The organism is Mesorhizobium sp. AR02, assembly GCF_024746835.1.
In the GTDB taxonomy this organism is placed as follows: Bacteria; Pseudomonadota; Alphaproteobacteria; order Rhizobiales; family Rhizobiaceae; genus Mesorhizobium.
Genome location: NZ_CP080531.1, coordinates 74,267 through 87,167, shown reverse-complemented (window position 1 = coordinate 87,167; position 12,901 = coordinate 74,267). Strand labels below are relative to the sequence as shown.

13 protein-coding genes are annotated in these 12,901 nt (G+C 62.3%); 10 read left to right on the top strand and 3 right to left on the bottom strand.

The genetic code is table 11. From position 1 onward, the window contains the following. Nucleotides 1-314: 314 nt before the first annotated feature. The 4 genes from DBIPINDM_RS05130 to DBIPINDM_RS05115 all read left to right on the top strand — a co-directional run bounded on the left by DBIPINDM_RS05130 (nucleotide 315) and on the right by DBIPINDM_RS05115 (nucleotide 5,742). Complete coding sequence (locus DBIPINDM_RS05130; RefSeq protein ID WP_258589467.1) at nucleotides 315-1,490, top strand: porin; 1,176 nt, start codon at nucleotides 315-317, stop codon at nucleotides 1,488-1,490. 131 nt (nucleotides 1,491-1,621) lie between these two features. Beyond that, nucleotides 1,622-2,398 (top strand): DNA repair protein RecO, encoded by a 777-nt coding sequence (gene recO / locus DBIPINDM_RS05125; protein WP_258584724.1) that lies wholly within the window; start codon nucleotides 1,622-1,624, stop codon nucleotides 2,396-2,398. Continuing rightward, complete coding sequence (locus DBIPINDM_RS05120; protein WP_258584723.1) at nucleotides 2,395-2,913, top strand: PaaI family thioesterase; 519 nt, start codon at nucleotides 2,395-2,397, stop codon at nucleotides 2,911-2,913. Before recO ends, DBIPINDM_RS05120 begins: the two co-directional genes overlap by 4 nt. 84 nt (nucleotides 2,914-2,997) lie before the next feature. Beyond that, nucleotides 2,998-5,742 (top strand): DUF2339 domain-containing protein, encoded by a 2,745-nt coding sequence (locus tag DBIPINDM_RS05115; RefSeq protein WP_258584722.1) that lies wholly within the window; start codon nucleotides 2,998-3,000, stop codon nucleotides 5,740-5,742. A 49-nt stretch (nucleotides 5,743-5,791) separates the two neighbouring features. On the opposite strand, the gene DBIPINDM_RS05110 is transcribed toward DBIPINDM_RS05115, so the two are convergent. Together DBIPINDM_RS05110 and DBIPINDM_RS05105 are read right to left on the bottom strand one after the other, a co-directional pair. Beyond that, nucleotides 5,792-6,187, bottom strand: a complete 396-nt coding sequence (locus tag DBIPINDM_RS05110; RefSeq protein WP_258584721.1) for a hypothetical protein — start codon at nucleotides 6,185-6,187, stop codon at nucleotides 5,792-5,794. Beyond that, on the bottom strand, nucleotides 6,180-6,431 hold the full coding sequence (locus DBIPINDM_RS05105; RefSeq protein WP_258584720.1) for a prevent-host-death protein: 252 nt from the start codon (nucleotides 6,429-6,431) through the stop codon (nucleotides 6,180-6,182). The genes DBIPINDM_RS05110 and DBIPINDM_RS05105 overlap by 8 nt, the downstream gene beginning before the upstream one ends. 221 nt (nucleotides 6,432-6,652) lie before the next feature. On the opposite strand from DBIPINDM_RS05105, the gene DBIPINDM_RS05100 reads away from it, so the two are divergent. The 6 genes from DBIPINDM_RS05100 (at nucleotide 6,653) to DBIPINDM_RS05075 (ending at nucleotide 11,879) form a co-directional block, all read left to right on the top strand. Next, nucleotides 6,653-7,171, top strand: coding sequence for an RNA polymerase sigma factor (locus DBIPINDM_RS05100; RefSeq protein WP_258584719.1), 519 nt, complete (start codon nucleotides 6,653-6,655; stop codon nucleotides 7,169-7,171). Next, nucleotides 7,168-7,959: an anti-sigma factor family protein gene (locus tag DBIPINDM_RS05095; RefSeq protein WP_258584718.1), complete on the top strand. Its 792-nt coding sequence runs from the start codon at nucleotides 7,168-7,170 to the stop codon at nucleotides 7,957-7,959. Before DBIPINDM_RS05100 ends, DBIPINDM_RS05095 begins: the two co-directional genes overlap by 4 nt. Nucleotides 7,960-8,167: 208 nt before the next feature. Beyond that, nucleotides 8,168-9,265: a peptidase C39 family protein gene (locus DBIPINDM_RS05090; protein WP_258589466.1), complete on the top strand. Its 1,098-nt coding sequence runs from the start codon at nucleotides 8,168-8,170 to the stop codon at nucleotides 9,263-9,265. After that, a complete protein-coding gene (locus DBIPINDM_RS05085) occupies nucleotides 9,265-10,731 on the top strand; it encodes a RimK family protein (protein WP_027045298.1) in 1,467 nt (488 codons plus the stop codon). The genes DBIPINDM_RS05090 and DBIPINDM_RS05085 overlap by 1 nt, the downstream gene beginning before the upstream one ends. Nucleotides 10,732-10,850: 119 nt before the next feature. Continuing rightward, nucleotides 10,851-11,123 carry a DUF3303 domain-containing protein gene (locus DBIPINDM_RS05080; protein ID WP_258584717.1) on the top strand — a complete coding sequence of 91 codons (273 nt, stop codon included), beginning with the start codon at nucleotides 10,851-10,853 and terminating at the stop codon, nucleotides 11,121-11,123. Nucleotides 11,124-11,234: 111 nt separating this feature from the next. After that, nucleotides 11,235-11,879 (top strand): hypothetical protein, encoded by a 645-nt coding sequence (locus DBIPINDM_RS05075; protein ID WP_258584716.1) that lies wholly within the window; start codon nucleotides 11,235-11,237, stop codon nucleotides 11,877-11,879. A gap of 24 nt (nucleotides 11,880-11,903) precedes the next feature. Here DBIPINDM_RS05075 and DBIPINDM_RS05070 read toward each other — a convergent pair whose 3' ends face one another. Next, complete coding sequence (locus tag DBIPINDM_RS05070; RefSeq protein WP_258584715.1) at nucleotides 11,904-12,836, bottom strand: LysR substrate-binding domain-containing protein; 933 nt, start codon at nucleotides 12,834-12,836, stop codon at nucleotides 11,904-11,906. Nucleotides 12,837-12,901 lie beyond the last annotated feature (65 nt).

Sequence of the window (12,901 nt, the reverse complement as noted above, 5' to 3'; positions counted from 1 at the left end):
TACTTATTGGAAATATCTCGTGCTGATAGCATAGTTAGCCGAGAAACTATATCGATATATATTGAATATGTGACGTTGTGCCGATTGTGCCAACCACCATATGGACAAGTGTTATTTGTGCAACACAACATTAATCTGTTCGCAGAATCGCCGTTATTTCCAAAACCGTCATTGAAGGCGGAAGATTGATGGGTATGTTCGCCGTGAAAAGGGGACGCGGTGCGCGCCTTTTTCGTTGTGGGGGTGAGGCGGGAAAACATATCCGCCAGCCACAAATCCGAAGCCATTTAAACTATGACTGGAGAGGTCAGAAAATGAACATCAAGAGCCTCCTTCTCGGCTCAGCCGCGGCCCTGATCGCGGTCTCCGGCGCTCGCGCCGCGGACGCTGTCGTCGTCGCCGAACCGGAACCGGCCGAATACGTCAAGATCTGCGACGTCTACGGCGCCGGCTACTTCTACATTCCGGGCACCGAGACCTGCCTGCGCATCGGCGGGTATGTCCGTTATGACATCGGTGCCGGCGATGTCGGCTCGCTCGATGGCGTCAACCATGTTGCTGACAGCATGGGCGATGGCAATCACTCGACTTGGTACAAGAATACCCGCTTCACGCTGAAGACGTGGACCGGCCAGGAAACCGAGCTCGGCACTTTGAAGACCTATACCGAGACTCGATTCAATTTCGGAAACAAGTCTGGCGACTACTCAGATCCTGACGGCGCAGGTCCCAAGACTGCGAGCACCGATTGGCAGGCGGTTAACAAGGCTCTCTCGCTGCGTTTCGCCTGGATTCAGCTCGGTGGTCTGCGCGTCGGCAAGGACGATACGGCTTTTGATACCTTCATCGGCTACGCCGGCAGCGTCATCCAGGATACGCTGGTTCCGTATGGCGGGCAGGAGAGCAACGTCGTTCAGTACTATTTCGACGCAGGCAACGGGCTGACGGGACTGGTCTCGCTCGAAGAAGGCGCCGGCACCGGCACCATCGATAGCTATGTTCCGCATGTCGTCGGCGGCTTGAAGTACAAGGGCGACTGGGGTGCGATCACCGGCGTCGTCGCTTATGACAGCAACTATGAAGAAGTTGCCGGCAAGGTTCGTTTGGACGTGAATGTCAGCAAGGAATTTTCGCTGTTCATCATGGGCGGCTACGGTTCGGACAACAACCTCAACGATCCGACCAACGCCGTCAATGCCAAAGGTCGCGGCTTCTACAAGCAGTGGGGCGGCAACTGGGCAGTCTGGGGCGGCGGCACTTACAAGTTGAACGACAAGACTGCGTTCAATGCCCAGGTCTCCTATGACGACTGGAAGAACCTCGGCATCGCCGCCAACGTTGCCTACACCGTTGTGCCCGGCTTCACGGTCACGGCTGAAGTCGACTACCTCAATGCAGGCAAGTTCGGCGACGCCGACTTCAACAACTGGACCAAGGCTACCAAGAAGAGCAGCCTCGGCGGTATCCTCCGCTTCCAGCGTTCGTTCTAACGATCGACTGATTCCACTCGAACGCCCGCAGCGCATCGCTGCGGGCGTTTTTGCGCGCTGTCCCGGTGCCGGACCGCCAGACACCAAAGCCTCATCTTGATTTCGCCATCCAACGGGTGAAAAGCTCCGGCATGGAATGGCGCGACGAGGGAATCATTCTCGGCACCCGCAAGCATGGCGAAACCAGCGCCATCCTCGAGGTGATGACGCGTGCGCATGGCCGCCATCTCGGCCTTGTCCGTGGCGGCCGCTCGCGCAAGCAGCAGCCTGTTCTCCAGCCCGGCAATCGCGTCGATCTGTTATGGCGGGCACGCCTTGACGAGCATCTCGGCACCTTTCAGGCCGAGGCGATCGAGATGAATGCCGCGCGGCTGATGGACAGCGCCGTTGCTGTCTATGGGCTGCAGACCATGGCCGCGCATTTGCGCCTGTTGCCCGAGCGTGACGCCCATGGCGGCCTTTACGAGGCGCTTGCGGTGATGATCGTCCATCTCGACGATGCCGATGCCGCCGGCGAACTGGTGGCGCGCTTCGAGCTTCTGATCCTCGATGAACTCGGCTTCGGCCTCGATCTCAGCCAATGCGCCGCTACCGGCACAAAGCAGGACCTTGCCTATGTCTCGCCGAAGTCGGGCCGTGCGGTGTCGGCAGAAGCCGGCGCGCCTTGGCGCGACAAGATGCTGGCGCTGCCGGCCTTTTTGCAGCGCGGCTCCGGCCTGCGCGCCGATCCAGCGGCGGTCGAGGATGCCTTTCGGCTGACCGGTTTTTTCTTCACGCGCCATGTCTACGAGCCGCGTGCCATCGAACAGCCTGACGCCCGCGCCGGCTTTCTTGCCGCGCTGCGCAAGCACTATGCAGCGCGCAAAACCATTGCCGGAGAAAATGCAGCCAGAGAAATCGTCACATGAGCGAAGTCGAGCTTTATCCGGGCCGGGTCTCGCCGCTCGGCCTCGGCACCATTCCGCACGCCGACATCCTGAAATACACTGGTTTGGAGTTGCTGCAGCGAATCATCGACGGCAAATATCCGGCACCGCCGATCTCGTTCCAGCTCAGCTTCGCGCTGACCGAAGTGTCGGAAGGTCGCGCGGTGTTCCGTGGCGTGCCGAATGAGCGCCACCTCAACCCGCTGGGCGGCGTCCATGGCGGCTGGGCGGCGACGCTGCTCGATTCGGCACTGGCTTGCGCCGTGCAGACGCTGCTCGAAAAGGGTGAGGCCTACACGACGGCGGAGTTCAAGGTGAACCTCACGCGGCCGATCACGCCCAGGACCGGCGAGGTGGTCTGCGAGGGCAAGGTGGTCCACAAGGGCCGCGCGCCTGCCGTTTCGGAAGCGACGCTGAAGGATGCCGGCGGCAAGCTGCTGGCTTTCGGCACCGAGACATGTTCGATATTTCCAGCCGCCAATCTGGCGGCACGTTGAGTTTTTTCAGCCGTTTAGCCGCCGCATTTGAATGTCAGTGAGATGAAATGTCAGTGAAAACTGGCCTGGTTTGGGGGAACCGCCATGTTTGAAAGCCTGATCGGCCTTGTCGCCATCATCGCCTTGTTCGTCATCATTTCGCGTCAGCAGAGCCGCATCGGCCTTGTCGAGCGCGAGCTTGGCGCACTGCGCAGTCTCGTCCTTTCAGGCGCCGTGCCGCCGGTGGCCAAGCCGGCAGAACAGATAGCGGCCGATGGCAAGGCCGACGCGGCGCCGGTGGTTGCGGCAGCGGCCGATATCGCCGCGGCGGTGGTGAGCGAGCCGGTCGTCGCACCGGCGCCGGTTGCGGAAGCGGAAGCTTCGGCTGCCGAAATTGTGTCCGGCCCCTGGTCTGCGGGCGAGGCGCCGAAGGCAGCAGAATCTGTCGAGCTGGCCGCCGCGGCCAGGGTTTCCGGCAAGCCGGATATCGAAACAGCACTCGGCACGCGCTGGGCGGTCTGGGTCGGCGGCATCGCGCTGGCGCTGGGTGGCCTGTTCCTCATCCGCTACACTATCGAGGCCGGCATTTTCGGTCCCGGCGTGCGGCTCACCATGGCAGCGGTGCTCGGGCTCGTACTGGTCGCCGGCGGCGAGTTCATTCGCCGCACCGGCTTCAAGGTGCCGGTGCAAGGCGTTGCCGGTGCCTACATTCCGGCGATCCTGACGGCGGCCGGTGCCTTCATCCTGTTTGGCACCGTCTATGCCGCCCATGGCATTTACGGCTTCATCGGCCCAGCGCTTGCCTTCACGCTGCTCGGTGCCATCGGCGTGGCGACGATCGCCGCCGCGCTCGTACACGGCCTGGCCCTGGCCGGCATCGGTCTCGTCGGTGCCATGGCGACGCCGGCGCTTGTGTCCTCGCAGGCGCCAAATCCATGGGCGCTGTTCGTCTATCTCGCCATCGTGCTTGCCGCCACTGCGGTGATCGCCAGCATGCGCGACTGGAAATTCCTGATGGCGGCGGCCTTCTTCGGCACCGGTCTCTGGACCATCGCCTACATGACGAACGCGCCCGGCGCCGACCTTGCCGTCATCCTGTTCATCGACGCGGTGACGCTGGCGATGCTTGCCCTTGTCTGGCTGCGCAGTCGTGGCGGCGAAGAGGAAACTGCAAAAACGGGTTTCGACTGGCCATCGATCGTGCCGGGAGTTTTTGTTGCGTTTTCGGCGCTGGGCCTGTCTGTCGACTCTACGCTTGTCGCGGCCGGCGATGCCTTGCCGGGCGCCTTGGTCATCGTCGCCCTTGTCGCCACCGCACTCTATCGGCCGCGCGCCGTGCCGCTGCTGCATGCCGCCGGGGTGGTGAGCGTGATGATCTATCTCGGCATCATTCCGCCGACCACTATCGGCTCCGATTTGTCCCAAGGCAACATAGGTTTTGACGGCCTGCAGGTGGCGGCCGGAAATCCCTTGACGCTGCGCATCGGCATTGGCCTCGGCCTGGTCTTCGTCGGCGCCGGTTTCTGGGCCGCCCGCCGTTTCGCCGCCGTCGCGCAGATCCGCGCGGCATGCTGGGCAGCATGGGGCATCGCTGCGCCGCTGGTCATCCTGCTGGCGCTGTGGCTCACCTACGGCAATCTCGATCGTGACTTTGGCTACGCTGCCGTCGCAGCGCTGCTGGTGGTGGTCTTCGCCGCCGGCGGCGAGTGGATCGCGCGCGCCGAAGAGCCGCCGCTCAAGGGCGGCGTGGCGGTGTCGTTTGCCCTGGGCGGCGCGGCGATCGCTGGTCTCCTGATGCTGCACATGGCTTTCGATTCCGGCTGGACCACCATCCTGCTCGGTGCCGCTGCCATCGTGCCGGCGCTGGCCACGCGCTGGCGCTCTTATCCAGTGCTTGGCTGGATTTCGGTTGGTGCCGTGATCGCCGTGCTTGGCCGCGTCGCCTTTGATCCAACCATCGTCGGCGCTGAGTTCCTCTCCAAGACACCGGTGTTCAACTGGCTGCTGCCGGGTTACGGCGTCCCGGCGCTCGCCTTCGGCTTCGCCGCCTGGCAGCTCGCCCGCACCACCAATGGCCGGCCGCGCCTCGCCATGGAAGCGGCGGCGGCGCTGTTTGCGCTGCTGACGCTCGCCATGCTGGTGCGCCACGCCATGCATGGCGGCGTCATCGACACGGGTGCCGCGACGCTCGCCGAACAGGCGATCTACACGCTGATTGCCATCGGCGCCGGCGCCATCCTGGTCGCCATCGACATGCGCTCGCCAAGCTCGGTGCTGCGCTATGGTTCGATGGCCGCCGGCGTGGTTTCGGTCGCGTTCATCGTCATCCGGCATTTCGTCGTGCTGAACCCGCTGTTCACAGACGAATCGACCGGCCGGATCCCGGTGTTCAACCTGTTGTTCCTGGCCTATCTCCTGCCGGCCATCGCTGCCGGCGGGCTGGCGCTGTATGCCCGCGACAAACGGCCGAAATGGTATGCGCAGATGTTGGCGGTGGTGGCGGCCGTGCTTGCCCTGGCTTATGCCACGCTGTCGGTCAGGCGGCTGTTCAAGGGCGAGTTCATCGGCCTGTGGAGCGGGCTTGGCCAACTGGAAACCTACACCTATTCGGCGCTCTGGCTGGTGATCGGCGTGGCGTTGCTCACCGCCGGCGTCTGGCTGAAGTCGCAGGTGCTGCGCATTGCGTCTGCCGCGCTGATCGCGATTGCAGTGCTGAAGGTCTTCCTCTTCGACATGTCGGAGCTGGAAGGTGTGTTGCGGGCGCTGTCTTTCATCGGCCTGGGCGCCGTGTTGATCGGCATCGGCCTGTTCTACCAGCGGCTTCTGACCAGGGCGGCGAAGGAGGGGTGACGCGCTTGCTTCCGTGAACGGCCTTACCCGTCCATGGATCGCTTATTCGCTATTTTCGGACGATGCCACGCACGCGGCGTTGTACGACTGCCTCTTTGATGAGGCCCGCAATCTTGCGGACAAACGCCGGGCTGAAGGAGCCGATTGGTTTCGTCGTGACGAGATCATAAGCTTCATCGACTTGTACGCGGTTGTACTCGTCCAGGATCAGCCATGACGGAAAATCGAGCCCACCTCTGCGGCACTCGATTTCGCTCACGGCAACATGCGTGCGGGACTGGTCGGGCTTTTGCGAGGTGAGGGGGAACAAGAACAATGCGGCAGGCGTTGCCGGCGTTCTGACCACAATGCAGACGGGCCGCGCCTTGCGGCCGGATTCCTCGCCGGCGTCAGCCTGCCGCGCCCATAGGTAATAGTATCGAAGCAAGTCGCCGGGCTTAAGCATCCGGCTTGTCGCCGGTTGTGATGGCCTCCAATCCGGACATGAGTTCATCGTGAACCTCGTCGGGCGCGTCCTCAAGCGTGTAGGCTTCAGCATGAGGTGGACCGACGAGCTGCCGGTATTGGGCGGCTGACAGGATGATCAGCTTCTCCTTGCCACGTTTCGTGAGAGCGACGGGCTCGATCATTGCCGTTTCGAGAATTTCGCCGGACGCCCGGTTCATGTCTGAAAAGGTGAATTGCTTCATCAAGTGATCCTCATACGTATTGTACCTATTGTGCATATTCTACGTACTTAAACAACCGATTTGCTGCCGCCTCCCTTTTTGGGGAATAAACCGGCACCCGCCAGCGTTATCTCATTGCTTGGGTGACCGGAGCGGCGGACCGCTTCGCGCTGGCCGCTTGCGCCGCGCCAGGAAGGCGCGTTCAATCGGGATCAACAAGGGCGACCTCAGAACCAGCGGTCATGGACGAAAAGAAGGCAGCAATCCTTGGCGAAATACCGCGCCTGCGCCGCTACGCACGCTCGCTTTTGCGCGACCGCGATTCTGCCGACGACCTCGTTCAGGACTGTCTCGAGCGCGCACTTATGCGGCTCGACAACTGGCAGACGGGAGAAAGCCCCAGGAGGTGGCTGTTTACGATCATGCATCATTTGTTCATCGACCAGATGCGCAAGCTGAACCGTCGCGGCGAAGCGGCGATGCTGCCCTTGGAAGCGGGCGAGGCGGTTGCCCAGCCGGCCGAGCAGTTGGAGGGCATCGCCTCACGCGAGATCATCGACGCGTTGCAGGCGATTAGCCCCGATCGCCGCGCGGCCCTTGTCATGGTCGCCATCGAAGGCTTTTCCTATGCCGAGGCCGCCAACATTCTGGGGGTACCCGCAGGCACGCTGATGTCGCGCATTGCGCGCGGGCGTGAGGAATTGCGCGGGTTGCTGGATGACACGGCGCGTCGCCGCTCGATAAGGATCGTCGAGAAATGATCCGCCGCGATTTTTCCGAACGTGACATCCATATGGCGCTCGACGGCGAACTGCCGGCCGACGAGCGTGCCGCCTATGATGCCTGGCTCGATGCCAATCCTGAGATGAAGGCCAGAAGCGCCCGCTTCACAGCCGATCGGGAGGCGTTGCGCTCAGCCTTTGCCGGCGTGATGGATGAGCCTGTCCCCGCGCGCTTGCGCAAGGTGGTGCTCGGCGAAGCGCCTGTTAAGGCTGTGGTGCCGCGCTCGCGCTGGTGGCTTGCCGCTGCCGCGGCCGTGCTCTTGGCCACGGGCGGATTTGGCGGCTACTTTGCCGGCATTGACGGCATCGGACAGGAGAATCCGGCGGAGGATCAGCTCGCCGAACAGGCGATTGCCGCCCATGTCATCTACGCCGCCGAGAAGCGGCATGCGGTGGAAGTGCCGGCCAGCGACAAGGATCATTTGCAGACCTGGCTGTCCAACCGGGTCGGGCTGAAGCTGGTGGCGCCGGACTTGAGCGCGAACGGTTTTCAGCTTGTCGGCGGCCGGTTGTTGCCGGCCGGCGACAGCAAGGCCGCGATGCTGCTCTACGAGGACGACAAGGGCGAGCGCATATCCCTCTTCGTCACCGCGGAATCGACGGAGAACGCCAAGGGCACCTATGCTTCGGCGCAGGACGGCCCGCAGGCGGTCTACTGGCTGGACAAGGGCTATGGCTGCGCCGTCGTCGGGTCGCTGCCGCGCGAGCAATTGGCGGTCGTGGCCAAGAGTGCCTATGGCCAGCTTCTGGCAGGCCTCGCAAGCTGATTTGGCCGCAATTGGTCGCAGCCGGTGGCCTATCAAAACAGCGATCCTGTTCAAAGCCCGCGAGCTTCCTTGCCGCCGCGGAACCTGTCACAATTCGGCCCTAATCAAGGAGCGATAGCGCTTGATGAATACCGGCGCTTCGGCCGGTGTTTGCGACGCTTTTGACCGGGGCCGTTTCCGCAACGCAATCGAGGTTTTCTCAAGTCGCATGCCTGCCGAGATCCGCACGGCCCGCGCGTCTGACGTCGATGATCTCGCCGCCATCGAGAAAGCCGTTTTCTCGAGCGATCGCATTTCCCGTCGCTCCTTTCGCCTGTTCATCGAGCGCGAGACCGCCGAGACGCTGGTCGCCGAAGTCGATGGCCGCGTCGCCGGTTATGCGATCGTGCTGTTTCGCAAGGGCAGTGGGGTGGCGCGGCTTTACTCCATAGCCACGGGTCCATTTTTTGGCGGGCTGGGTGTTGGCCGTATGCTGCTCGCGTCGGCGGAAGACGCAGCGTTCGAACACGACCGCATGATGCTGCGTCTCGAAGTGCGTGAGGACAACAGCCGAGCCATCAGCATCTACGAGCAGGCCGGCTATCGCAAGATTGGCCGTGAGCCTGGCTATTACGAGGACGGCGCGACGGCGCTTCGTTATGAAAAGACCCTGCGCGGCGACGTTCCGATCGCTACCAGGGTGCCGTTCTATCAGCAGACATGCGAGTTCACCTGCGGCCCATGCTGCCTGATGATGGCCATGGCCAATTTCGATCGGGGCTTCGTGCCCGACCCGGTGATGGAAATCCGCCTCTGGCGCGAGGCGACGACCGTCTTCATGATGTCAGGCCCGGGCGGCTGCGAACCATTCGGCCTGGCTGTCTCTGGATACGAAAGCGGGCTCGCGGCGGAGATTTTCGTTTCCTTCTACGGCGCGCTGTTCCTGCAGTCGGTGCGCAGCGAGGACAAGCGCCGGGTGATGGAACTGGCCCAGGTCGACTTTCGCCGCCGTGCGGAACGTTACGGCATCCCGGTGAATTACCGCCCGTTCACCATCGATGACATCAGAACCGCGATCGCTGCGGGAAAACTGGTGCTGGTGCTGATCAGCGGCTTCCTGATGTTCGGCAAGAAGGTGCCGCACTGGGTGCTGGCCATCGGCGACGATGGCGACCATATTCTGATCCACGATCCCTGGGTCGAGGACGAAAGGCAGGAAACCATCCTTGATGCCGCCAACATTCCCGTGCCCTACGGCATCTTCATGAACATGGCGCAGTTCGGCCGCGACGGACTGCGTGCCGCCATCACTTTGGGAAAGAGATAATGACCTGGGTCATTCTTACCGGCAGGCAGAGCGATCTCGACCAGGTGGCGACACCGCACAAGATCATCACCAATCGCGACTATCTCGCGCATCCGTCACTGTTCCGCGGCCAGCGGCCGAAGGTCATCAACCTGTCGAACAACTATGGCTACCAGAGCCGCGGCTACTACGCCTCGCTGCTGGCGAGCTCGCGCGGCCACAAGGTCATTCCCACCGTCGAGACGATGATCGACCTGTCGGAACGCAAGCTCTACGAGCATGCGCTGCCGGAACTGGAGCTGGCGCTCAACAAATGCCGCAAGGACCTCGGTGGTGCCTTTCCGGCCAAGGTCTGCATCTTCTTCGGCATCGGCCCGTCCAAGGTATGGGACCGTTTCGCCAAGCTGTTGTTCGACTGGTTCCGCGCCCCGGCGCTCGAAGTCCATATCAAGGACAGCGCCGAATGGGCTTCGATCCGCAAGATCGGCTTCCATCCGCTGGCGCGGATGACCGAGGACGAGGAAAAAAGCTTCATCCAGTGCCTGGAGACCTACACCAACCGCGAATGGCGCGACACCAAGGGGCGCACGCCGGCGCGCTATACCTTCGCCACGCTGGTCGATCCGCATGAGGAACTGCCGCCGTCGGAAATCTCGTCGCTGCGCTACTGGGCCAAGATCGCCGAAAAGATGGGGGTCGAAATCGAGCCCATCACCAGGAAGGACCTCGCCAAGCTCGCGAACTACGATGCGCTGTTCATCCGCGAGACCACCTCGATCTCCAACCACACCTATCGCTTCGCCCGCCGCGCCCAGCAGGAAGGCATGCCGGTCATCGACGACCCGCTGTCGATGATCCGCTGCACCAACAAGGTCTATCTCAACGAACTGATGGCCTACAACAAGGTGCCGGTGCCACCGACGGTGATGATCGCCGGCACCTCTGACCTCGAACTGGCCGCACAGACACTAGGCTTCCCGCTGGTCCTGAAGATTCCGGATTCCTCCTTCTCGCGCGGCGTCAAGAAATGCGAGAATCTGGAGGAACTGACACGGCTTGCGACCGAGTGGCTGGAGGATTCCGACCTCCTCATCGCGCAGAAATTCATCCCAACTGAATATGACTGGCGCGTCGGCGTGCTCGGCGGCCAGCCGCTGTTTGCCGTGCACTATCTGATGGCCAAAAAGCACTGGCAGATCGTCAACCACAAGGCCAATGGCAAGCCCGACCAGGGTGGCATCAAGACCTTCACGCTGAAGGAGACACCGGCCCATGTCGTCGAGACCGCGGTCAAGGCGGCGCGCTGCATCGGCGACGGCCTTTACGGCGTCGACCTCAAGGAGACCAAGGATGGCGTCTTCGTCATCGAGGTCAACGATAACCCCAATCTCGACCATGGCTGGGAGGATTCCGGCGAGAAGGACGAGGTTTGGGTGCGGCTGACGCAGTGGTTCCTCGAGCGGCTCGACCGGCCAGGACGACAATAGTTCAACTAGAGCGGCTCGCCGTTTCACGGAAACGCCGAGCCGCTCTATCTCTTTGTTTTGAAGCATTCCGGACGGAAAACCGCCTCACACTTTTCCTGGAATTGCTCTAGGGGGGAAACATGCAGTTCATCGTGATCGAGGATTTCACCGGCTGCGACCGCAAGGATATCTACCGCCGCTTCCGCGATCGGGGCCGACTGAAGCCGGAGGAGCTTGTCGTGCACCACAGCTGGATCGCGGCGGATATGAGCCGCTGCTTCCTGCTGGTGGAGACCGATGACGTCACGCTGCTGCAGCGCTGGGTCATCGAATGGGCTGATCTGGTCGAGTTCGAGATCATTCCCGTGGCGACGAACAAGGACATGGTCGAGGCATTGAGCGGACACCTTTGATTTGCCGTCGTGCCCGTGCTTGGCTCAATTTGGTGCAAGCTCGATAACCATAGTTAAACTGGTTCATGTTACTCGAGCTGTATTGCAGATTGCTCGGGGTATTTTGGCAATATGATAAAGCTGTTCCAATCAGGAAATTGTGGGCCGCTACTGTATTTATTCTTGCTAATATTCCTTATCGGATTCGATTTTGCCAAGGAGCCAATCGAGCATTTTCTGGTTGGGGCAAAGGAAGGCATCCAGAAGCAGATCTATGCGGCCGACGGCGCGAAGATTGCAGAGAGCCAACAATCCTTTGTCGAGGGGTTGAGGACCGGTGACCGACCGGCGCAAGGCGAAGCGTCGCCAACAGACCCTGTACAAGACCATGCGGCGGGGATGGTAGCTCAGGCGCTCGCCATGGAAGCGAAGAGCTCGGCCGTCGGCGCGATCTACATGTCCATACTCGTGGCGATGGGCTATGCCACCCTGGTTGCGATCATATGGATGGTATTCGCCCGTGTGCGCGACATTGGCTGGCCGGCCTTGGTCGGTTTCGGCGTGCTCGTCCCGAAACTGGCCATCGCATTGTTCCACGGCGGTCTTTCGCCTCTGGCCTTCGACATCCTGCGATACGGCTTCATTGCCGCGCTGATCATGCTTGGGTTCGTACCTGGCAAATTTGCTCAAGGCCCTCGTGCCGTACCGGTGCTGCAGACGGTCGTGGCTGAACCGGTCAGGCGCGTTCCGGGCCAGTTCGGCCAAAGGCGCCGCTAGTCCTGAGCAAAGTGGCTGATTCCGTTATGTTGCGGATCTGGCACGCAGTGCCGGCGAGCCCACCGCGCGTTGGCATTCGTTGATCAGCCAATCGCGGAACGCCGCCACGACATCGCGTCTGGCGCTGCGCTCCGGAATGGTCAGGCAATAGGGCTGGCGCAGCGCGATCGCCTTGGCGGCGGGCCGGACCAGCCTGCCGTCCTCCAGCGCTTCGGCACAATAGACCCCTTGTGCCAGTGCCACGCCCAGCCCCGAAATGGCAAGGTCGAGTGCGGCGCGCGACGAGTTGGCCGACAGGCCGCGCTGCGCCGCCCGGCCGGGCTGGACACCAGCGGCCTCGAACCAGTTGCGCCAGGACGGAAACGAGGCGCCGGTCGGTCCCCAGTCGGTATGGATCAGCGGCAGCCCGGCGAGCGGGCCGCCATCCGCATTGATCCCGCTGGCAAGCCCTGGCGCGCAGACGGGATAGACGGCGTCCCGGGCGATGTCCTCGGTCGGGTGCTCGCGATAGTGCGGACCGTAGGAGAGCCTGATGTCGATCAGTTCGCGGTCGAACGGCACCGGGTCGTCGTCACCGCGCAGCGATATATCGGCGGCGCCATGGCTGGCGACGAAGCCGGCGAGACGCTGCGAAAGCCAACCCATGGCCATGGATGGCGGCACCGAGACCACCAGGCGCGGGCGGAACGCATCGCCGCCGAGTTCGCGCGAAACACTGCCGATTTCCTGGAAGGCCATGGTCAGCCGCGGCAGCATTTCCACGCCTGCCTCGGTGAGGACAACCTTGCGGTTGACCCGATGAAACAGCTTGCGGCCCATCTGTTCCTCGACGGTGCGGATGAGTTGGCTGACGGCGGCGGCCGAGACAGAAAGCTCCTCCGCCGCCGCCGCAAAGCTGCCCGTGCGCGCCGCGGCCTCGAACGCCTGAAGTCCTTTCAGCGATGGAGATGTGACCATGATTGCCAGATAGATAAGATAAGCTTATCCAAATCGCAGGAATCGTCGTTTTTGGAAAGCTTTTT